Below are 19,399 nucleotides of genomic sequence, written 5' to 3' on the forward strand. Positions count from 1 at the left end.
GGTCAGAGCTCCAGCTTTTTCCGGATGTCGCTGCACAGCTTGCCGAACTCGGGCGAGCCCAGGGCTTCGGTGCGGGGACGCGGCAGGTCGATCTTGAATTCGGCCACCACGCGGCCGGGACGGGCCGACATCACGATCACCCGGTCGGCCAGGTGCACCGCTTCGCTGATCGAATGGGTGATCAGCAGCGCGGCGAATCCCTGCTCGGTCCAGATGCGTTCGGTATCGGCGGTGATCTGCTCGCGCGTGAGCGCATCCAGCGCACCGAACGGCTCGTCCAGCAACAGCAGTTCGGGATCGGTGAACAGCGCGCGCGCCACCGAGGCACGCTGCTTCATGCCGCCCGACAGCTCGGAAGGACGGCGCTTCTCGAAACCGGTCAGGCCGACCAGCTTGCACAGCGCCAGCGCGCGATCGACGTCGGCGGCCGAGGCCCGGCCCTGCATGAGCCGCGGCAGCATGATGTTCTGCTCGATGCTGAGCCAGGGCAGCAGGCGATGGTCCTGGAACGCCACGCCCATGCGCGGCGCCTGGCCGTCCCGGCCCCAGTCGATCCGGCCCTCGGTGGGCTCTTCCAGGCCGCACAGGATGCGCAGCAGGGTCGACTTGCCGCAGCCCGAAGGCCCGACGATGGCGACGAACTCGCCCGCGCCGATGGATTGGCGGATGCCCTCCAGGGCCTGGACGGTACCCGACTTGGTGTCGAAGCGCTTGGACACGCCGTCCACGCGGACCACCGGTCCGCGGCCGGCGTTCAGCGCGTGCACGTTACCGGCCGGCGGTACCGCGCGCACGATGTTGTCAGCCATTGGCGGCCTCCCAGATGTCGTTGGTGTACAGCGGCTTGGTGGTCGGCTGCTTGAGCAGGCCGGCCTGGCGCAGCAGCGACTCGCCCTCGGTCCACTGCGCCTCGTTGCAGCGCAGGACCTGCTTGGGGTTCGCGGTCGCCCACAGCTCGCGGTTGGCGCGCATGTCGGCCAGCGCGATCGGCGTGTTGTCCGATCCGGGAATGTCGTACTTGCCGCGCATCAGGGCGACGGCCTTCTGCAGCGCCGCGTCGTCCATCGCGATCAGTTCCTGGGCCGAGCGATAGGCGGCGCGCAGGAAGGCGACGTAGGCGTCCTTGTTGGCGGCCAGTTCGGCTTCCTCGGCCACGTAGACTTGCCCCGGCACGCCGTCGTCCATCTGCATGGTCGAGACCGGGAAGTTCTGAGCGGTCAGCCGGATGGCGGAACTGGCGTTGCCCAGGAAGCCCTGCACGCGCTTGGACTGGATCATGCCGAAGGACGCGGCCGAATCGGCAACGCGCTCGCGGCGCACCGACTTGGGATCGATCTTGGCACGCATCAGCATCAGGTCGAGCGTGGCCTCCATCGAGCCGCCCGCCGATTGCACGCCGATGACCTTGCCCGCCAGGTCCTGGGGCGTGCGGATCGGGGCGTCCTTGGACGAGATCACCGCGAACGGCGAACGCTGCGCGATGGTGGCGATGGCAATGACCGGGGCATTGCTGTTGACGCGCGCCATCATGTAGTTGGCGCCGCCGGTGCGGCCGGTCTGCACCTGCTTGGCCGCGGTCAGCTGGACGACCTGGGCCGCGCCGCGCCCGGCCTCGATCTTCAGGTCCAGGCCTTCCTTGGCGAAATAGCCGGCCACCGATGCATACAGCACCGGCGAGAAGGCCAGCGAGAACGACGACGGCGTCAGGAAGGTCAGCTTGCCCTTGCCCTGGGCGTGCACCACGGACACGAGGCCCGGCAGCGGCAACAGCGTGGCGGCAGCGGCAGCCGCGCTGCCGAGGAATTCACGACGTTTCATGAAAGGACTCCAGTTGCGGCCACCGGCGATCGCGGCGGCCTGGCCTGGCGCGGGAGGCATCCCGCCGGCGGATGAGTGGGAGAAAACCGGAAGGTCCGGTTTGTACCATAGATAAAACGATGATTTATATATGGCATGAATACATAGTAGGTCACACTTGGAAACCGGTCTATGGGGTAAACCCGAATTCAATCAGTCGCATGAATGGTTGCCGGCGGCCCGCAATCCGTTACCGACCTGACGCGGAGCTTGCCGCACCACCGGCTCCAGACCGACTAAAATCCCGGCCATGAATATCGTATTGAACGGGGAACCGCGCACCATCGAGGCAGCCTCCTCGGTGGCCGATCTGATCCAGGCGCTGGGCTACGCGGGCAAGCGCGTCGCCATCGAGCGCAACGGCGAGATCGTCCCGCGCAGCGCGCACCAGCACACCCTTATCGCCGATGGCGACCGGCTCGAAATCGTCGTCGCCGTGGGCGGAGGCTAGGATCACGATGAACATGACCACTCCCTCTCCCGCCCTGCCGCTGCCGGCCGATCCGGCCCTGGCCGCCGGGGAACTGCCCAAGGCCGCCCGGCCGGGCACGCACATCCGCAGCTTCGTCCACCGCCGCGGCCACATCACGCTCAGCCAGAAGGAAGCGCTCGAGACACTGACGGATACCTGGTCCCTGCCCTATACGGACCGGCACATCTCGTTCGCCCAGGTCTTCGGCCGCGAGGCGCCCACGGTGCTGGAAATCGGCTTCGGGATGGGCGAAACCACGGAAAAGATCGCCTTGGCCCAGCCCGAGCGCAACTTCCTGGGCGTGGAGGTGTTCAACGCCGGCGTCGGCGCCATGCTCCGCCGCATCGAGGACTCGGCCCTGCGCAACGTGCGCATCATCCAGCACGACGCGGTCGAAGTCATGCGCGACATGATCCCGCCGGCTTCGCTGGCGGGCGTGCATATCTATTTCCCCGATCCCTGGCCCAAGAAGCGGCACCACAAGCGGCGCCTGATCCAGCCCGCCTTCGTCGAGCTGCTGGCCAGCCGTCTCGCGCCCGGCGCCTATCTGCATTGCGCGACCGACTGGCAGCCCTATGCCGAACAGATGCTGGAAGTGCTGAGCGGCGAGCCGCAGCTGTGCAATACCTGCGAAGGCTATGCCGAGCGCCCGGCCTGGCGACCCCAGACCAAGTTCGAAACCCGCGGCCTGCGGCTGGGTCACGGCGTGTGGGACCTGATCTTCGAACGGCCGCCCGTCTCCCGCTATTCTCCCCGGGCCGATGCCTGACCGCCACGCCCGGACCTGACGGGGAACGGCGCCATGATACGGTCCATAGCCCGGGGGCTGGCGGTATTGCGCGCGATGAACGGGCGCATGCACTCCACGCTGGCGGACCTGCACCGGGACACGGGCCTGCCCAAGCCCACCGTCTTCCGCATCCTGGAAACCCTGCGCGACGAAGGCTACGTGCGCGAGGTCGACGCGCGGGGCAGCTACCAGTTGACCGGCAAGGTCCGCGACCTGAGCGACGGCTGCTCGGAGCGCCTGCTCATCGTGGACGCGGCCATTCCCTGCATGATCCGGGCCACGCGCCGGATCAAGTGGCCGCTGGGCCTGTCGACCCTGGACGGCGACCGCATGGCCGTGCGCTACAGCACCATGCCCTACAGTCCCCTGGCCTACCTGCCCACCACCTACGGCCGCCGCCATCCGATGACGCAATCCTCGGTCGGCCTGGCCTACCTGGCCTTCTGTTCGGAGCCGGAACGGCGCTTCCTGCTGCCCCAGGGAGCTCCCGCCGGACTCCTGGCCGTCCTGGACGCCACGCGGACCCGCGGATACGCGGTCCGGCAGGCGACCGTGGAATGGGACAGCGCGACCTGCGCCGTGCCGGTAGCCGAGGACGGCGAACTGCTGGCCGTGCTGAGCATGACCACCTTCGGCTCCACCATGACGCAGAGCTTCCTGGACCGCCACATCCCCATCCTGCAGCAGACCGTCCTGGAGATCCTGGCCGCGCAGGCGCCCCTGCGGCACGTGGATCAGGCCGACGAAGGCCCCAGCGCGCCGCTGCCGGCCAAGGCCTCGATCTCCTCCGCCGAATAACCGGCCTCGGCCAGGATCTCGGCGCCGTGCTCGCCCAGCTTGGGCGCCGGCCTGGATGGCACGTCGTCCCGGCCGCTCATGCGCGTGGGATCGGCCAGGTCCCACATCTTTCCTTCGGTGGGATGCTCGACCTCGCGCAACAGCCCCGAGGCCACGATGTGCGGATCCGTGCGTAGGCTGTCCAGCGTGTTGTAGGGCATGGCGGGAATGTCCGCTTCCTTGAGCAGCGCCAGCCATTCGGCGGTGGTGCGCCGGGCGATCGCCTCGGCCCGGATGCTGAAATACTCCCGGCTATGGGCGGCGCGGGCCTGCTTGGTATTGAAGCGGGGATCGGTCTGCATCTCGGGATGCCCCATGACGCGCATCAGCGCGAAGGCCTGGGCATCGGTGTTGGTCGTCAGGCAGACGTAGCCGTCCGACGTCTTGACGGGACTGGCCTGCGGATCGATCAGACGCAGGTCGCCGGGCGGAGACAGCGGCGGCTCAAAGGTCGCGCCGTACAGATGCTCGCTCAGCATCAGGGCCGCCATGTTCTCGAACATGGGCACTTCCACGCACTGGCCCGCGCCGGTGCGTTCGCGCTGGAACAGCGCCATCATGACGGCGTTGAGCGCCATCAGGCCCACGGTGCGGTCGGCCACGACATAGGGCACGTAGCGCGGCTGGCCGGTCGCCATCTCGGATAGCGCGGCCACCCCCGCCCCGCCCTGGATGATGGAATCGTAGGCGGGCGTGTCGCGGTACGGGCCGGGGCCGAAGCCCACCATCGCGCAGTACACCAGCCGGGGATTCGCGCGCGCCGCGCTGTCGTAGTCCAGTCCCAGGCGCTCGACCGCTTGCGGCCGCATGTTGATCAGCAGCACGTCGGCGCGCGCGACCAGCCGCATCACGGCCTCGCGGCCCCGCGGCTGCTTCAGGTCCAGCACGATGCTGCGCTTGCCGCGGTTCAGGTGCAGGAACTTGCCCGACATGCCGGGCGTGGGGGAAGGCCCGGCGATCCAGCGGATGACGTCGCCATCGGCGGCCTCGACCTTGATCACGTCGGCCCCGTGGTCGGCCATGATCTTGGCGGCGTAGGGCCCGACCACCGCCGAGGTGAGATCGAGGACGCGAATGCCGGACAGGGCGCGCCGGGCGCCGGAAGCGGAATGATCGGACATGACGGAAGGCCGCGCTGCGCGGCCGGAAACGACGGACCTGCGCAGCATAGCCCCGCCGGACCGCGCCGTGCCGGGCTTTCTTGGGCTATTTCGGCAGACGAAACGGCGGCATCGCCGTTCCGGTCGGTTTCCCTAGTGGGCCGCCCACTGGATGGTGCTCAGGTCCACGCCGTCCTGGTACATCTCCCAGAGCGGGCTGAGTTCGCGCAGCTTGGCGACCTTGCCCTTGATCAGGTCGACGACGAAATCGACTTCCTGCTCGGTGGTGAAGCGGCCCAGCGTGAAACGGATGGAGCTGTGCGCCAGTTCGTCGCTGCGGCCCAGGGCGCGCAGCACGAAGGACGGCTCCAGCGACGCCGAGGTGCAGGCGGATCCCGACGACACGGCGACGTCCTTGATCGCCATGATGAGCGATTCGCCCTCGACGAAGTTGAAGCTCATGTTGAGGTTGTGCGGCACGCGGTGTTCGAGGCTGCCGTTCACGTAGACCTCCTGCATCTCGGACAGGCCGGCCAGCAGCCGGTCGCGCAGCTTGCCCACGCGCGCCGATTCCAGCGGCATTTCCAGCTTGGCCAGGCGGAAGGCCTCGCCCATGCCGACGATCTGGTGCGTGGCCAGCGTGCCCGAGCGCATGCCGCGCTCGTGGCCGCCGCCATGCATCTGCGCCTCGATGCGCACGCGCGGCTTGCGCCGCACGTACAGGGCGCCTATGCCCTTGGGCCCGTAGAGCTTGTGCGCGGTCACCGTCAGCAGATCGACCGGGAAGGACTGGACGTCGATGGGCACCTTGCCCGCGCCCTGGACGGCATCGCAGTGGTACAGCACGCCGCGCTCGCGACAGAGCTTGCCGATGGCCTCCACGTCCTGGATCACGCCGATCTCGTTGTTGACCAGCATGACCGAGACCAGGATGGTATCGGGGCGGATGGCGGCCTCCAGGCGCGCGAGCGGCAGCAGGCCGTCCTCGTCCACGTCCAGGTAGGTGGCCTCGAAACCCTGGCGCTCGAGCTCGCGGAAGGTGTCCAGGACCGCCTTGTGCTCGGTCTTGACGGTAATGATGTGCTTGCCGCGCTCGGCGTAGAAATGCGCCGCCCCCTTGATGGCCAGGTTGTTGCCTTCGGTGGCGCCCGAGGTCCAGACGATCTCGCGGGGGTCGGCGTTCAGCAGCGCCGCGACGTGGCCACGCGCGGTCTCGACCGCTTCCTCGGCCTCCCAGCCGTAGGCATGGCTGCGCGAGGCGGGATTGCCGAACTTCTCGTACAGATAGGGCACCATGGCGTCGACGACGCGCGGATCGACCGGCGTCGTGGCGCTGTAGTCCATGTAGACGGGAAGGCGCATGGGGGCTTGGGGCATGTTTCGCTCCTGGAACGTGCGGTATTGCGGATGGCCGCCATAGTAGCCTGCCCCTCCTTCCCATAAGGTAATACCCCGGCTGCCAGCATTGACACCCGGGCCGGCGCGCTAGCCGATGGACAACTGGGTCTTGCGGACGGCGACGAGCGGCATGAGGACTCCTGGGACGTCAGGGCATCAGGATGATCTTGCCGATGGTTTCGCCGGCATCGAGGATGCGATGGGCATCCCTGACGGCGTCCAGCGGCATGCGGGTGGCCGCAGGCGGCGTGATGCGCCCTTCGGCCATCAGGCCGATCAGGCGTTCGGTGGCTGCGCGCCGCGTGCCGCGATCGTGGTCGAAGCTATGGATGGAAAAGCAGCGCAAGGCCAGGCTGCGGCCCACCAGCTTGCGCAGCTCCCCGAAGATCTCCGGTTGCGGTGGCCCGCCCACGATGTTGTAGGACACGGCCATGCCGAAGGGGGCCAGCGCGTGCAGGCAGTCCACCAGGACGCCGGCGCCGATGTGGTCCAGGGCCAGCTCCACGCCCGCGCCATCAGTCAGCGCCATGACGCGCTCCGGGATGGATTCCCGCAGGCGATCGATTACGTGCGTGGCCCCCATGGCGGTGGCAAAGGCCGCCTTCTCGGCGGAACTGACCACGCCGATGACCTCGCTGCCTTGCTGCCGGGCCAACTGGATCACGGCCGAGGCCACACCGCCGGCGGCGCCCGTCAGCAGGACGCGCCGCGCCTGCACGCCCGGATTGCAGCGATTGAGCAGTGCATCGGCCATCAGGAAGTTGGGCAGGCTGAGCGCGGCCTCGAAAGAGATGGCCGCCGGCAGTTCGAACGGCGCATCGGCCGGCACGCAGATCGCCTCGGCATAGCAGCCACCGCGCCGGACTAGTTCCCGCGCGCTGACCAGCACGCGCCGGCCGGCCAACTCCGGCGCGACGCCTTCGCCTACCGCGTCGATCACGCCGGCCATCTCGCCTCCCGGCGTCGCCGGCAGTGGCGGCATCCATTTATAGGTGCCGTTGCGCATCAGCACGTCCGGCCGGCCCACGCCTATGGCGCGCGCCGCGACGCGGACCTGGCCCGGCCCGGGCACCGGCGCCGGCACATTGGCAATGACGAGTGCGTCGGGCCCGCCGGGCTGGTGGATCTGCACGAGTTTCACGGTTCCATGCCTTGAAGTCTGAGAGTGGGCGCAGTTTAGAGCCGGGATATGTTCTTGTCCCTCGCCACGGCCGGATAGCTCGCGACGGGTACGCCCAGGCTCCTGGATGCGCATGATGTCTGCTCCTGGTTCTTGCTGGGATGGATCGGGTGCCGGCTGCGCGGACGGCCGCACGCTAAACAAGCCCAAACACCGCTCCATGCGTTGCGCAAACGCCTCATAGAATCACGGCGCGATTGCGCATGAACCGCAGTGGGTGCATGCTCCGCGTGCTACTCGACCACTGCACGATATGGGGGATATATGAGCAAAAGGCTTTGCGCTGAATTCCTGGGTACGTTCTGGCTGGTATTGGGTGGCTGCGGCAGCGCGGTCCTGGCCGCGGCGTTTCCGGAGTTGGGCATAGGATTCGCCGGCGTCGCGCTGGCCTTCGGCCTGACGGTGGTGACCATGGCCTACGCGGTCGGACACATCTCCGGCGGGCACTTCAACCCGGCGGTCACCGTGGGCCTGGTGGCCGGCGGCCGCTTCCCCGCCAAGGACGCCATCCCCTACATCATCGCCCAGGTCGTGGGCGCCATCGCCGCCGGCGGGGTCCTGTACCTGATCGCCAGCGGCAAGGCGGGCTTCGATGCCAGCGCCGGCTTCGCTTCCAACGGCTACGGCGAACATTCCCCCGGCGGCTACACGCTGGCCGCGGCCATCGTCTGCGAACTGGTGCTGACGGCCTTCTTCCTGATCGTGATCCACGGGGCGACCGACAAGCGCGCGCCGGCCGGCATGGCGCCGCTGGCCATCGGCCTGACGCTCACGCTCATCCACCTGATCAGCATCCCGGTCACCAACACCTCGGTCAATCCCGCCCGCAGCACCGGCGTGGCCGTGTTCCAGGGCAGTTGGGCGCTGGAACAGTTGTGGGTGTTCTGGCTCGTGCCGCTGATCGGCGGCGCGATAGGCGGCCTGATCTATCGCCACCTGCTGGAAAAAGAAACCAACTGACACGGGGCGTTCTCGAAGCCCGGCGATAATGGCGGACGGGGACCTTCCCCGCCCTTCGCCTGACTCCGGACACCGATGAATCCACGCCTGACCGCCTTCGGCGGATGGAAGCCGCTATTCTGGGCGGCCGCGCTGGGGATACTCCTGCTATCCCTCCTGCCTTCCGCCACTCCCCTGCCCACCACGGGGTGGGACAAGACCAATCACCTGCTGGGCTTCGGCGTACTGGCCGCGCTGGCGCGCTTCGCCTATCCCGGCCCCGCCTGGCCGCGCCTGCTGGGCCTCCTGGCCTATGGCGCGCTGATCGAGATCCTGCAATCCCTGACACCCGACCGGTCGGCGGAATGGGCGGACCTGTTCGCGGACAGCCTGGGCATCGCGATCGGCTGGTGCGCGGCCTGGGTGGCCACGATCGGATTGCAGCGACGGGCCTGAGGCCTGGGACTTTCCCTCATTGGAGCGCCGGATTCCCTCATGGCTGGACTGGCCGTTGAGGGGCGAAAACGCATTCCTATAATGAGACACACCTTGTCCGGCATGGCCGGACTCAGCAGGGAGCGATCATGGCGATCCAGGCAGAAGGTGTGGAGCATTACCCCTCGTTCGAACGCATCATCGACATCTGGTTGTCGTTCGTTAACCCCGGCGCCGTCCATTCCGCGCAGGCCATCGCCCGGGAGTTCGGGACCTCGCGCAGTTCCACCTATCGCTACCTGCAGATCCTGCGCGAACGCGGCCTGATCGAGGACGTGGACGGAGCGGGCAACTATCGCCTCGGGTCGGCCTTCGTCAATCTCGTGCGTAGCTGCGAGGATCCCAGCACCTCGGCCTCCATCGCCGAACCCTTCGTGCACGAGCTGGCCACGACGAGCGGTGAAACGGTGCTCTTCACGACGCGCATCGGCGATCGCGTGATCTGCACGGTGGCGCTGGAAAGCCGGCAGGCCGTGCGGGTCTCGGTGGACCCGGTCCGCAACGTGCCGCTGCACCTGGGCTCCTCCGCCAAGGTGCACCTCGCCTTCCTGGAGGAACAGGAGCGCGCGCGCGTCCTGCCACGCCTGCGCGCGGCCAGGCCGGCAGGCAGGCCCATCGACCAGCAGGCGCTGGAACGGTCCCTGGCGGCCATCCGCGAACAGGGCTACGCCATCAGCGACGGCGAGATCGAAGCCGGCGTGCGCAGCGTATCGGCTCCGGCCTTCTTCCCGTCCGGCTCGCTGATCGGCGCGATCACGCTTGCCGCGCCGGCCTTCCGTCTCCAGGACAAGGCGCTGAAACAGGCCGTGCTGCACGTGGTCGCCGCCGCACGCCACATCAGCGACGCAGCCTCGGCCACGCAGTCCCGCCGCGCGTCCGCCGCCTGAGCCATCGGAGTTCCCATGAAGCGGATACTGATAGAGAACGGCGTGGTCCTGACCATGAACCAGGCCGGCGACATCCACGAGCGCGGCTGCGTGCTGGTCGAGGATTCCCGCCTGGCATACGTCGGGCCCCGGGAAGGCCTGCCCCGCGACCTGGACGCGCGGCGCCACGACGCCGCCGGCCACGTGGTGATGCCCGGACTGGTCAACTGCCATACGCACCTGTGCATGATCTTCGGCCGCACGCTGGCGACCAATACCGACCTGTTGTCCTGGCTGGACCTGCAGATGCCGCTGATGCGCGCGCTGGACGCCGAGGCCATGCTGGCCGCGCAGACGCTGGGTTGCATCGAAAACCTGAAGAACGGCAACACGACGGTGGTGGAGAACCTGTTCGCCCCCCGGTCGGACTCGGTGTCGCCGGAAGACAGCGCCTTCGCCGCCATGGAAAACACGGGCATCCGCGGCGTGGTGGCCCGAGCCTTCGAGGCGATGCGCTTCGACCCTGCCTTCGTCGAGACCCCGGCGCAGCAGGCCCAGCGGATACGCAGCCTGCATGCCCGCTGGCACGGCCGCGCGCAGGGACGCCTGGGGCTGTCCTTCGGCCCGCTGCTGCCCTGGACCCTGGACGAATCCATGCTGCGCGCCAGCCGCGCGCTCGCCACCGAACTGGGGATCTGCCTGCACATGCACGTGGCCGAGTCGCGCGAGTTCAACCGCATCATCGAACGCCACTACGGCCGGCCGGTGCGCAACGTCGAACTGCTCCACGAGACCGGCTGTCTCGGCCCCGACGTGCAGGCGGTAGGCGTATCGGACCTTGCCCCGAACGAGATCACGCTGCTGGCCGAGACCGGCACCTCGGTCGTCCTCGATCCGCAGACCCGGCTCTTCTGGGGCACCGGCTTTCCCGCGCTGACCCCGTTCCTGGAAGCCGGCATCCACTGCGGCCTGGCGACCAACGGCCCCGCCGCCAACTGCGGCCAGGATCTGTTCGAGAGCATGAAGTACGCCTGCGCCACCGCCAAGACCGCGGCGGCCGATCCCCACGCGCTGGACGCGCGGCGGGCGCTGCGCATGGCGACGATCGAAGGCGCGCGCGTGCTGGGACTGGACCGCAGGACGGGGTCGCTCGAAGCCGGCAAGCAGGCGGACCTCATCACCATCGACCTGCGGCAGCCGCACCTGGTGCCGGCCTTCGACCTGGAACCCGCCCTGGTCTTCAGCGCGCGCGGCACGGACGTGCGCGACGCGATGGTGGATGGGGAATGGCTGATGCGGGGCCGCCGCCTGACCCGGATCGACGAAGCCGCCGTGCTGGCCCGCGCCGAGGAAATGGCGGAGCGCGCCCTGGCCGGCTCCCAGGTGCGCCGGCCCCGGCACCGTACCCTGACCCCGCAAGGAACTCCCCATGATGATTAGGCTCGTTTCGATCGCGGTGGCGGTCGCGCTGTGGTGGCTGCTGTCGCTGGCCTTCCCGGCCTCGGTGCTGCCCGGGCCGTGGCTGACGCTCCAGACGCTGGCGCAGAACATCGCCGCCGGCAACGTCCTGGTCCACCTGTGGATGACCCTGGCCCGCGTGGCCGCGGGCCTTGCGCTGGCGATGCTGATAGGCGTGCCCATCGGCGTGCTGATGGGCCTGTACCGGCAGGTCGAGCGGGCCCTGGACCTGTGGGTGATGGTGGGCCTGACCGTTCCCAGCCTCTGCTATGCGCTGGTGTGCTTCATCTGGCTCGGGCTGAACGAGGCGGCCACCATCGTGGCCATCGGCATCACCGCGGCCCCCTCGATCGCCATCAACCTGTGGGAAGGGGTCAAGAACATCGACACCAGGCTCGTGGCGATGGCCCGCGTGTTCGAAGCCAGCCGCTGGACCGTGTTCCGGCGCGTGATCCTGCCCCAGGTCCTGCCCTACGTCATGGCCTCGGTACGTTTCGGCCTGGGCATCATCTGGAAGATTGCCGTGCTGGTCGAGCTCATCGGCCGCCCCAACGGCGTCGGCTTCCAGCTCTTCTACTGGTACCAGCTGGCTGACATGCCCCAGGTGCTGGCCTGGACGCTGCTGTTCACCATCGTGATGCTGATCATCGAACTGGCGATCCTCAAGCCGATCGAGCATCGACTCTTCTCCTGGCGCCCGAGGGTGGAACTATGAACAACGTCGTCTTCTCCGTCCGCAACCTGGTCAAGGAGTTCCCCGGCCGCGACGGCGCGGCACCGCTGCGCGTCCTCAAGGGGCTCGACCTGGTCGTGCACAGGAATGAATTCATCTGCATCCTGGGCCCCTCGGGATGCGGCAAATCCACCTTCCTCAACATCCTGTCCGGCCTCGACCCCCGCTACAGCGGCGAGATCGACGTGGGCGGCCGCAAGTTCAAGGCGGGCAAGCCGCCGCTGCGCATCGGCTACCTGTTCCAGGAGCCTCGCCTGCTGCCCTGGCTGACCGCCGAGCAGAACGTCGACTTCGCGATGCGCAGTTGCCGGATTCCCGCCTCGCGATGGGCCGGGCTGAAGGACCGCCACTTCCGCCTCACGCGGCTGGAAGCGTTTCGCGGCCACTACCCTCACCAGATGTCGGGCGGCATGTGCCAGCGCCTGGCGCTGGTACGCGCGCTGTGCGTCGAGCCCGACGTGCTGCTGATGGACGAACCCTTCAGCGGACTGGACGAACTGACCGCGCGGCGGCTGCGCGTGGACCTGCTGGACATCTGGCGCGACACCGGCAAGACCATCATCTTCGTGACCCACAACTCGTACGAAGCCTCGTTCCTCTCGGACCGCATCCTGATGATGTCCCAGGGCGAGGTGCAACAGGAGATCCCCATAACCGTAGCCCGGCCGCGGGACTACGACGATCCCGAGATCTTCGAGATCAACCGCCGCGTAGTGAAGCTGTTTCTCGAAGTCGCGGAAGCCGCGGCGCCCGCCACGCCCTGACCCGGGCGTATCCGCCGGCCCTGCCGGCCCATCATCTTCGTCAAGGAACTGGCATGTGGAAATCGCTGGCAATTCGCCTTTGCCGCCTGGCTTTGCTCGCCGCGGCAACCTGGTATCCGGCCGCGCAGGCCGCCGAACCGGTCACGATCCGGTTGGGCGACCTGGCGCAATCGGTCAACGGCATCGCCTCCGGGGTCATGGTGTCGCAGGGCATCGACAAGAAGTACGGGCTCAAGGTGGAGTACTCGGTCTACCCGACCCTGGACGGCCTGTTCACCGCGATCCGCGGCAAGCAGGTCGACATCGGCTTCGGCGGCTGGACGGCCTTCGCCCAGTTCCGCAGCAAGGGAGTGCCGGTGACGATGCTCTATCCGGTGGGCCGCGGCGCCTCGCTGGACGTGCTGGTCACCAAGGACTCGCCCATCCGCTCGCTGGCCGACCTGAAGGGCAAGCGCATCGGTTCGTACGCCGGCGCGGCGGGCACGGCCACGGTGTTGCTGCGGGTGCTGACCAGCAAGTATTTCGGTTATGACCCCGGCACCAGCGGCCAGTTGCAGTATGCCGGCCCCGGTCTCCTGCCCTCACTGCTGGAGAAGGGCGAGATCTCGGCCGCCCTGCTGTTCGACCCGCTGGCGGCCAAGGCGATCGCCTCCGGCAAGTTCCGCTCCATCGGCAACCTGGCCGACGTCTACAAGGAGAAGGTCGGCGAGGACTTCCTATGGACCGGCTATGCGACCAATGACGACTTCATGAAAGCCCGGCCCGAGGCGCTCGCCAATTTCGTCCGCGCCTGGATCGAGGCCGTGAACTACGTGAAGACGCATCCCGAGGTGTTCGTCGCCTACGGCAAGCAGTTCGGCTTCGACGCCGACAACGTCCGCATCCTGCAGGAACGGGTGAATGCGGACTACGTGCTGACCTGGAACGACGAATACATCCGCTACCTGGGGAACTTCGCGCGCCTGTCCAACGAGGTCATGGGCGCCGGCTTCCTCGACAGCGTCCCTCCGGCCGCGTTCACGACGCGCTTCGTTCCCAAGTGACCCCATCCTGGACCATCCCATGGCTTTCCACGACCTGCCCGCCCAATCTCCCATCTATCCCGAGGAAGCCGAGGCCTATGCCCGGCAGGCCTTGGCACTATCCCGGGAAGCGGCCGCGCGCACCCGCTGCGTGCCGGACCTGCCCTACGGCGGCGACTACTGGCAGAAGGTAGACGTCTACCAGCCCGACGCGCACCTGGACGGCCTGCCCGTGCTCGTGTTCGCGCACGGCGGCGCGTGGAGCCATGGCTACAAGGAATGGATGGGCCTGATGGCGCCCGCGATCGTCGCCACGCCGGCCGTCTTCGTCTCGGTCTCGTACCGGCTCGCGCCCGCCGTGCGCTTTCCCGCTCCGCTGGACGACTGCGTGGCGGCGCTGCGCTGGGTCCGCGACCACATCGCGGACTACGGCGGCAGTCCCGACCGCATCTACGTGGGCGGCCATTCCGCCGGCGGCCATCTGTACGCGCTGGCGACGCTCAGGCGCGACCTCCTGGAACAGGCCGGCCTGCCCGCCGACATCATCAAGGCCTGCTTTCCCGTCAGCTCGCAGTTGAACCTGGTGTTCGACGCGCCCGAACCGGGCAGCGGCGAAGCGCGCATCTACGAGATCTTCCTGGCTCGGGCCGATGACGCTCCGGCCGCCAGCCCACTGCACCAGGTGGAAGGCAACCGCACGCCCTTCTTCCTGAGCCATGGCGAACTCGACTTTCCGCGCATCATCGCGAGCAACCACCTGGCCGCCCAGGCCCTTGCGCGCCAACCCTCGGGCGTGACGAGCGAGGTCTATCCCGGACACGGCCATTTCGACACGGCACTGCGGCTGGCGGACCCGGAGCACCCATGGGTCCGGAAGGTATCGGCCTGGATGCGCGGCGGAACCGCGCCCTGAGGCCTCAATCGCGCGGCGCGTAGGCTACCGCCTTGATCTCGATCAGCAGATCGGGGTGCGGCAACTGGTGCACGGCAACCGTCGTGCGCGCGGGTCCGTCGTAGCCGAAGAACTCGTTGTAGACCTCGTTGTAGCCGGCGAAGTCGGCCATGTCGACCAGGAACGTGGACACCTCGACCAGGTCGGACAGACTCGCGCCCGCCTCCTGGAGAATGGCGGCGATGTTCTGGATGACCGCGCGGGTCTGCTGGCGAATGTCCCGGCGCACGCCGTCCGGCAGGATCTCGACGCCGGCATGGGTGTTGTCCGGCCGGCGCGAGCTGGTCCCGGACACGAACAGGAAAGGACCCGCCCGCCGGAAATGCGGGTAGCGGCCGAGCGGGGCCGCGCGGCCGGACACGACCGCGGATGAAGAAGATGCCATGAAGGGACTCTCTGCATGAAAACCCCTCGCGGCATGCCGCGAGGGGCCGGACGTACGTCCTAGTGCTGGAATTCGACGACCGCCGCGCCGCTGCCGAAGGCCGGCCCGTAGGCATGGGTGCGGGCCTTGCCGTACTGCCCGCCCAGGGCGCCCAGCACCCAGTAAAGATGCTTGAACCCCATGTCGACCCGGGCGGACTGCGCGTAGCCGGGCGCCTTCTCGCGCACCTGCGCCACATCGCCGCGCTCCAGCAGCGCCAGCATCTCGCGGTTGGCGCGATCCTCGTCGTCGTTGACGATATGGTCGGTCGCGATGTCGATGTCCTGGCGGAAGCTTGAACCCGACAGCCCCCCGACACCGATCACCGCGATGCGCTTGCCTTGCGCATCCGCCGCCTGGGCGGCCAGGCGGCCCAGGTTCTCGGTGGTCTGCCCGTCGTGATAGAGGTTGTTGGAGGTCAGCACCACCGGGATGTCCAGGCCGCGCAACAGGAAATGCGTGGCGACGATGCTGCCCGTGTCGATGGGGAAGGCATCGTAGTCCACCTCGCGCGACCGCACGCCGATCTGCGCCGTGGACGCGATGCAGGCCTTCGCCAGGTCGGTATCGACGCGGATGTCGAACGGCAGTTCGCCGTACTCGTGCCAGTTCTCGTCCACGTGCGAGCCCTGGATGCGGCCGCGCGTCTGCCACAACTGGTCCAGCACGGCGATCCATTGCGTGGAATAGATCAGCGCCACGTCGGGCTTGCTCGCGGCCAGGGCCTGGCCCGCGGCTTCATAGCCGCGGGCGATGGCCTCCCAGGGGGGGTTGTCCCGCCGCAGCAACGGCAGCGGCGTTCCCGGCACCAGAAATGCGCTTGCTATGGGCATGTTCTTCTCTCTCCAGGATTGCCTGCGTCAGGCCGCGGCCTTCGCCGGCGCATCGGCCAGACCGGCCTCGACCAGATTCCACTCCATCACGGCGTTGCCGGTGCCGATCACCGTGCCGTAGCCGTGCAGCTCGCCGGGAATGTTCGGATAGCCCATCGCCGCGAACATCCAGGTGAAGGCCCCGGACTTCACCTCGGCGAAGGCTTCCTCGATGAACTGGGGCTGCAGCTTGAAGTACTCGTCCACCTCGCCCCGGCGCAGCATGTCGATGACGCGCACGTCCCACTTGTAGCCGTCGAAACGCTCGGGATGCTCCCGCGTCATGTCCTCGGGCAGCTCCGGTTCCTCGTGGAAGTGCCAGTGCGACAGCGTGTTGGAGGCCAGCAGCACGGCGCGGCGGCCGGTCCGCTCGATGGCGCGGCGCGTGGCCTTGCCCAGGAGGTCCATTTCCTGCAGGCCTTCCTTGGTGTTCAGGTAGTACGGCGAATTGTTGGCGGACAGGCCCACGATGGGGATGTCCCACTGCGGCCGCATCATGTGCAGGGTGGTGATGGTGCCGTAGTCGACCCGGAAGTTGGGGTTGCGCATCATCTTCGCCACCAGCCCGGCCTCGCGCGCTTCCTCGCAGCAGGCCTCGGCCAGTTCCACGTCGACGTCCAGCTCGAAGCTGTAGCGGAACAGGTTGGGGAAAATGGGGTCGACCGATTTTCCGCTCAGGTGCGGCACGCCCAGGAAGTGATGGCCGACCTGGGTCATCCAGTGGGGCGAATGGACCAGCAGGACATCGGGCTTGAGCGCCTCGAGCGAGGCACGTGCCTTTTCGTACGCCCACCGCAGCGGCTCCCAGCCGCCTTGGGAACGCGGTTCGTTCTGCGGGGGGTTCTCGCCGTAGACCAGGTGTGGGGGATGCGGGGCAAGGTAGCCGCCGACGATGGAGCCTTTCATACGACCTCCTTCTTGGAACCGGCGCGCGGCGCGCGTCCGAACGGCCCATTCTTTCGCGGGCGCGTGGAAAGAACAATGCCGAGTCTGTCATGGCGGGACTGGCGTCCCGGATTCGATGCTGCGACGCAGCGTCGACGGTCATCCTGGATCCGATCTTCTTTCATACCATCTCCTTTGATTGCCCATGAAATGCCGGCAGGCGGCCGGCCTACCAGACACCGATCCGGATCCCGTGCGCCGGCTCGATGGTGTCCCGCGAGACGACGATGCGCGAGGATGGAACGGTCAGGCTGGTCTTGCGGTGCCGCAGCCAGTCGAACAGGTATTCCTTGTGCAAGGCAAGAACGCCGGCATGCCCGGGATTCGACGCCACGTCCCGCAACTCCATCGGGTCTTCCTGCATGTCGAACAGCTGAGGCGCGAACCCTTCCCAGTAGATGTACTTCCAGCGGTCGCTCCTGACCATGTAGCCCCGGCAGCGGCGGGCGTCCCGGCCCAGCAGCACCCGGGCCTCGCGAAAGGCATAGTCCAGCTCGCTCACGGCGGCGAATCGCCACGGCGCGCCGGCGCCCCCGCGCGAAAAAGGCAGCAGCGACATGCCTTCGATCACGTGGTCGGTATGGGGCACGTCGAACGCATCGGCCACCGTCGCCAGGAAGTCGATGGACTCGACGGGCCGATCCACGGTCGAGCCCCGGGTGTCGGGCCTGGCCCGGGGATCGACCATGATGAAGGGAATACGGGCGGAGGGATCATGGAAAAGATCCTTATCGCCCAGCCAGTGATCGCCCAGATAGTCCCCATGATCGGACGTGAAGACGATCAGCGTGTCCTCGTACTGGCCGGTGGCGCGCAGCGCTTCGAGCAGCCGGCCGAGATGGTCGTCGATCTGCGTGACCAGGCCCATGTAGGTGGGCTTGACGTGCGATGCCACCTTTTCCTGCGAGAATGCCGACGACTCGCCGTGCCGCAGATAGGCGCCATAGACGGGGTGGGGGTCGTCGCGCTCCGCCTCGTCGCGGCATGCCGGCAGGCAGTCCTCCGGGCCATACATGGCGTGATAGGGACTGGGAGCGATGTAGGGCCAGTGGGGCTTGATGTAGCTGACATGCAGCAGCCATGGACGCCCCTGCTGGCGGCGGATGAAGTCGATCGCCACATCCGTGGTGTAGGCCGTCTCGGAATGCCGCTCGTCGACCCGGGCGGCGTAGTGCGCATTGCGCATCTCCCAGCCGCTGGCCGGACGGCCCGCTTCGTCTTCGCCGGCGATCACGAAATCCGACCAGGGATCGGCCACGTCATATCCCGCGGCCCTGAGGTACTTCGTATAGGGATGTCCGGGGCCCGGATTGGCATGCCCCTCGTAGCGGTCGACCACCAGGAAGCCGCCTTCGAGCACCGGCGCCTCCGGCGGCACCTGCGCTCCCACGCGTTGCAGGCCGTCCAGGTCCGGCGCGAAATGCGTCTTGCCCGCCAACGCCACTTCCACGCCACGGGGCCGCAGCCAATCGCCGATCGTCGGCTGCCCGATCGACAGCGGCATGAAATTCCAGATGGCGCCGTGCGAGGTCATGGAACGCCCGGTATAGAAGGACATGCGCGACGGGCCGCACGTCGGCGCCGAGCAATAGGCCCGCGTGAACCGCACGCCTTGCGACGCCAGGGCGTCGATGTTGGGGGTCCGGATCGACGGATGGCCATAGCAGCCCAGATAGTCGGCGCGCAGCTGGTCGCACATGATGAACAACACGTTGCGGACCGGCGCCGCGGTGCTCTCGGGTCGGGTCATGGCGTTTCATCCTCGTCGGGCCGGGGGTCGAACTCCATGACGTTGCGCTTGATCGTCCGGATCACCTTCATCAGGACCGTCATTTCCGGTGGGGAAATATCGGCCAGGAATATCTGGTAATAGCCCAGCACCGCCGGCAGCGACCGCTCGAACAGGCTGCGCCCCTTCGCCGTCACATAGACCATGGTCTGGCGTTTGTCCTCGACCCCGTGGGACCGCGTGACAAGGCCGTCTTCCTCCATGGCATCGAGCAGGCGGCTCAGGTTGGAGCGCTCGATGACGGTAGTCTCGGCCAGCTCGGCCACGCTGCGCCCGTCCTGGTCGGAAAGCACGCTGACCACCCGCCACATCAATGGCGAGCAATCGAACGGCTTGAGTATCTTCGCCATGTTGTGGACGTGCTGGCGGTCGATGGCCAGCATGTAGTGCATGGGCCAATCGGCGACATGGAACAGCTCCGCTTCCGGCGTTCCCCTTCGTTCCTGCTTGTCTGGAGCGGGTATCAAGATTTTTTCCTCCGACGTGGCGGCGCGCCACTCGCTTGT

21 protein-coding genes are annotated in these 19,399 nt (G+C 67.6%); 11 read left to right on the forward strand and 10 right to left on the reverse strand.

Translation table 11 applies throughout. The annotated features are described in order from the left end of the window. Window positions 1–2 precede the first annotated feature (2 nt). Both ABD104_RS18355 and ABD104_RS18360 read right to left on the reverse strand, forming a co-directional pair. On the reverse strand, window positions 3–809 hold the full coding sequence (locus tag ABD104_RS18355) for an ABC transporter ATP-binding protein (RefSeq protein ID WP_087837885.1): 807 nt from the start codon (window positions 807–809) through the stop codon (window positions 3–5). Further along, complete coding sequence (locus ABD104_RS18360; RefSeq protein WP_279818586.1) at window positions 802–1,818, reverse strand: ABC transporter substrate-binding protein; 1,017 nt, start codon at window positions 1,816–1,818, stop codon at window positions 802–804. Before ABD104_RS18360 ends, ABD104_RS18355 begins: the two co-directional genes overlap by 8 nt. Before the next feature lie 289 nt (window positions 1,819–2,107). Here ABD104_RS18360 and thiS point away from each other — a divergent pair, with 289 nt between their 5' ends. From thiS to ABD104_RS18375, 3 genes are read left to right on the forward strand one after another with little or no spacing between them, the layout of a single operon-like run. Continuing rightward, window positions 2,108–2,308: a sulfur carrier protein ThiS gene (thiS, locus tag ABD104_RS18365; protein WP_132979851.1), complete on the forward strand. Its 201-nt coding sequence runs from the start codon at window positions 2,108–2,110 to the stop codon at window positions 2,306–2,308. A 13-nt stretch (window positions 2,309–2,321) separates the two neighbouring features. Next, complete coding sequence (trmB, locus tag ABD104_RS18370) at window positions 2,322–3,098, forward strand: tRNA (guanosine(46)-N7)-methyltransferase TrmB (RefSeq protein WP_371695755.1); 777 nt, start codon at window positions 2,322–2,324, stop codon at window positions 3,096–3,098. Window positions 3,099–3,131: 33 nt separating this feature from the next. Next, entirely contained in the window at window positions 3,132–3,917 is a 786-nt protein-coding gene (locus ABD104_RS18375) for a helix-turn-helix domain-containing protein (protein WP_132979849.1), read from the forward strand. On the opposite strand, the gene ABD104_RS18380 is transcribed toward ABD104_RS18375, so the two are convergent. The 3 genes from ABD104_RS18380 to ABD104_RS18390 form a co-directional block, all read right to left on the reverse strand. Next, on the reverse strand, window positions 3,854–5,077 hold the full coding sequence (locus tag ABD104_RS18380; RefSeq protein ID WP_343927998.1) for a CaiB/BaiF CoA transferase family protein: 1,224 nt from the start codon (window positions 5,075–5,077) through the stop codon (window positions 3,854–3,856). The genes ABD104_RS18375 and ABD104_RS18380 overlap by 64 nt on opposite strands. Before the next feature lie 132 nt (window positions 5,078–5,209). Continuing rightward, window positions 5,210–6,433, reverse strand: a complete 1,224-nt coding sequence (locus tag ABD104_RS18385; RefSeq protein ID WP_279818588.1) for an IscS subfamily cysteine desulfurase — start codon at window positions 6,431–6,433, stop codon at window positions 5,210–5,212. A 169-nt stretch (window positions 6,434–6,602) separates the two neighbouring features. Further along, complete coding sequence (locus ABD104_RS18390; protein ID WP_243724527.1) at window positions 6,603–7,595, reverse strand: zinc-dependent alcohol dehydrogenase family protein; 993 nt, start codon at window positions 7,593–7,595, stop codon at window positions 6,603–6,605. 303 nt (window positions 7,596–7,898) lie between these two features. Between ABD104_RS18390 and aqpZ the strand changes: the two genes are divergently transcribed. The 8 genes from aqpZ (at window position 7,899) to ABD104_RS18430 (ending at window position 14,824) form a co-directional block, all read left to right on the forward strand. Further along, window positions 7,899–8,594, forward strand: a complete 696-nt coding sequence (gene aqpZ, locus ABD104_RS18395; RefSeq protein WP_132979847.1) for an aquaporin Z — start codon at window positions 7,899–7,901, stop codon at window positions 8,592–8,594. A 75-nt stretch (window positions 8,595–8,669) separates the two neighbouring features. Then, on the forward strand, window positions 8,670–9,029 hold the full coding sequence (locus tag ABD104_RS18400) for a VanZ family protein (protein ID WP_132979846.1): 360 nt from the start codon (window positions 8,670–8,672) through the stop codon (window positions 9,027–9,029). Window positions 9,030–9,157: 128 nt separating this feature from the next. Then, window positions 9,158–9,955 carry an IclR family transcriptional regulator gene (locus tag ABD104_RS18405; RefSeq protein ID WP_132979845.1) on the forward strand — a complete coding sequence of 266 codons (798 nt, stop codon included), beginning with the start codon at window positions 9,158–9,160 and terminating at the stop codon, window positions 9,953–9,955. 15 nt (window positions 9,956–9,970) lie between these two features. After that, complete coding sequence (locus ABD104_RS18410) at window positions 9,971–11,374, forward strand: amidohydrolase family protein (RefSeq protein ID WP_343927999.1); 1,404 nt, start codon at window positions 9,971–9,973, stop codon at window positions 11,372–11,374. Further along, window positions 11,364–12,107 carry an ABC transporter permease gene (locus tag ABD104_RS18415; protein ID WP_132979843.1) on the forward strand — a complete coding sequence of 248 codons (744 nt, stop codon included), beginning with the start codon at window positions 11,364–11,366 and terminating at the stop codon, window positions 12,105–12,107. Before ABD104_RS18410 ends, ABD104_RS18415 begins: the two co-directional genes overlap by 11 nt. Beyond that, the gene (locus tag ABD104_RS18420; RefSeq protein WP_343928000.1) at window positions 12,104–12,889 is read left to right on the forward strand and encodes an ABC transporter ATP-binding protein; all 786 of its coding nucleotides are present in this window, start codon (window positions 12,104–12,106) and stop codon (window positions 12,887–12,889) included. The genes ABD104_RS18415 and ABD104_RS18420 overlap by 4 nt, the downstream gene beginning before the upstream one ends. Window positions 12,890–12,942: 53 nt before the next feature. Beyond that, window positions 12,943–13,932: an ABC transporter substrate-binding protein gene (locus tag ABD104_RS18425; RefSeq protein ID WP_132979841.1), complete on the forward strand. Its 990-nt coding sequence runs from the start codon at window positions 12,943–12,945 to the stop codon at window positions 13,930–13,932. Window positions 13,933–13,951: 19 nt separating this feature from the next. Beyond that, entirely contained in the window at window positions 13,952–14,824 is an 873-nt protein-coding gene (locus tag ABD104_RS18430) for an alpha/beta hydrolase (protein ID WP_343928001.1), read from the forward strand. 4 nt (window positions 14,825–14,828) lie between these two features. Here the strand turns inward: ABD104_RS18430 and ABD104_RS18435 are convergent, their stop codons facing one another. From ABD104_RS18435 to ABD104_RS18455, 5 genes are all read right to left on the reverse strand, one after another. Then, complete coding sequence (locus ABD104_RS18435; RefSeq protein ID WP_132979839.1) at window positions 14,829–15,248, reverse strand: RidA family protein; 420 nt, start codon at window positions 15,246–15,248, stop codon at window positions 14,829–14,831. Window positions 15,249–15,307: 59 nt separating this feature from the next. After that, the gene (locus ABD104_RS18440) at window positions 15,308–16,120 is read right to left on the reverse strand and encodes a DODA-type extradiol aromatic ring-opening family dioxygenase (RefSeq protein WP_132979838.1); all 813 of its coding nucleotides are present in this window, start codon (window positions 16,118–16,120) and stop codon (window positions 15,308–15,310) included. Between the two features lie 27 nt (window positions 16,121–16,147). Continuing rightward, on the reverse strand, window positions 16,148–17,065 hold the full coding sequence (locus ABD104_RS18445; RefSeq protein ID WP_132979837.1) for a DODA-type extradiol aromatic ring-opening family dioxygenase: 918 nt from the start codon (window positions 17,063–17,065) through the stop codon (window positions 16,148–16,150). Window positions 17,066–17,273: 208 nt separating this feature from the next. Next, complete coding sequence (locus ABD104_RS18450) at window positions 17,274–18,854, reverse strand: sulfatase-like hydrolase/transferase (protein ID WP_343928002.1); 1,581 nt, start codon at window positions 18,852–18,854, stop codon at window positions 17,274–17,276. Next, window positions 18,851–19,360: a MarR family winged helix-turn-helix transcriptional regulator gene (locus tag ABD104_RS18455; RefSeq protein ID WP_087837905.1), complete on the reverse strand. Its 510-nt coding sequence runs from the start codon at window positions 19,358–19,360 to the stop codon at window positions 18,851–18,853. Before ABD104_RS18455 ends, ABD104_RS18450 begins: the two co-directional genes overlap by 4 nt. Between the last annotated feature and the right edge of the window lie 39 nt (window positions 19,361–19,399).

Origin of the sequence: Pigmentiphaga daeguensis, assembly GCF_039523035.1 — a bacterium.
GTDB classification, from domain to species: Bacteria; Pseudomonadota; Gammaproteobacteria; order Burkholderiales; family Burkholderiaceae_B; genus Pigmentiphaga; species Pigmentiphaga daeguensis.

Coding starts and splice junctions, on each gene's coding strand:
- ABD104_RS18445 (WP_132979837.1), bottom strand. CDS start 17,065: ATGAAAGGCTCCATCGTCGGCGGCTACCTTGCCCCGCATCCCCCACAC.
- ABD104_RS18415 (WP_132979843.1), top strand. CDS start 11,364: ATGATGATTAGGCTCGTTTCGATCGCGGTGGCGGTCGCGCTGTGGTGG.
- ABD104_RS18380 (WP_343927998.1), bottom strand. CDS start 5,077: ATGTCCGATCATTCCGCTTCCGGCGCCCGGCGCGCCCTGTCCGGCATT.
- ABD104_RS18375 (WP_132979849.1), top strand. CDS start 3,132: ATGATACGGTCCATAGCCCGGGGGCTGGCGGTATTGCGCGCGATGAAC.
- ABD104_RS18355 (WP_087837885.1), bottom strand. CDS start 809: ATGGCTGACAACATCGTGCGCGCGGTACCGCCGGCCGGTAACGTGCAC.
- ABD104_RS18440 (WP_132979838.1), bottom strand. CDS start 16,120: ATGCCCATAGCAAGCGCATTTCTGGTGCCGGGAACGCCGCTGCCGTTG.
- ABD104_RS18385 (WP_279818588.1), bottom strand. CDS start 6,433: ATGCCCCAAGCCCCCATGCGCCTTCCCGTCTACATGGACTACAGCGCC.
- thiS (WP_132979851.1), top strand. CDS start 2,108: ATGAATATCGTATTGAACGGGGAACCGCGCACCATCGAGGCAGCCTCC.
- ABD104_RS18360 (WP_279818586.1), bottom strand. CDS start 1,818: ATGAAACGTCGTGAATTCCTCGGCAGCGCGGCTGCCGCTGCCGCCACG.
- ABD104_RS18410 (WP_343927999.1), top strand. CDS start 9,971: ATGAAGCGGATACTGATAGAGAACGGCGTGGTCCTGACCATGAACCAG.
- trmB (WP_371695755.1), top strand. CDS start 2,322: ATGACCACTCCCTCTCCCGCCCTGCCGCTGCCGGCCGATCCGGCCCTG.
- ABD104_RS18425 (WP_132979841.1), top strand. CDS start 12,943: ATGTGGAAATCGCTGGCAATTCGCCTTTGCCGCCTGGCTTTGCTCGCC.
- ABD104_RS18435 (WP_132979839.1), bottom strand. CDS start 15,248: ATGGCATCTTCTTCATCCGCGGTCGTGTCCGGCCGCGCGGCCCCGCTC.
- ABD104_RS18400 (WP_132979846.1), top strand. CDS start 8,670: ATGAATCCACGCCTGACCGCCTTCGGCGGATGGAAGCCGCTATTCTGG.
- ABD104_RS18450 (WP_343928002.1), bottom strand. CDS start 18,854: ATGACCCGACCCGAGAGCACCGCGGCGCCGGTCCGCAACGTGTTGTTC.
- ABD104_RS18430 (WP_343928001.1), top strand. CDS start 13,952: ATGGCTTTCCACGACCTGCCCGCCCAATCTCCCATCTATCCCGAGGAA.
- ABD104_RS18420 (WP_343928000.1), top strand. CDS start 12,104: ATGAACAACGTCGTCTTCTCCGTCCGCAACCTGGTCAAGGAGTTCCCC.
- ABD104_RS18405 (WP_132979845.1), top strand. CDS start 9,158: ATGGCGATCCAGGCAGAAGGTGTGGAGCATTACCCCTCGTTCGAACGC.
- aqpZ (WP_132979847.1), top strand. CDS start 7,899: ATGAGCAAAAGGCTTTGCGCTGAATTCCTGGGTACGTTCTGGCTGGTA.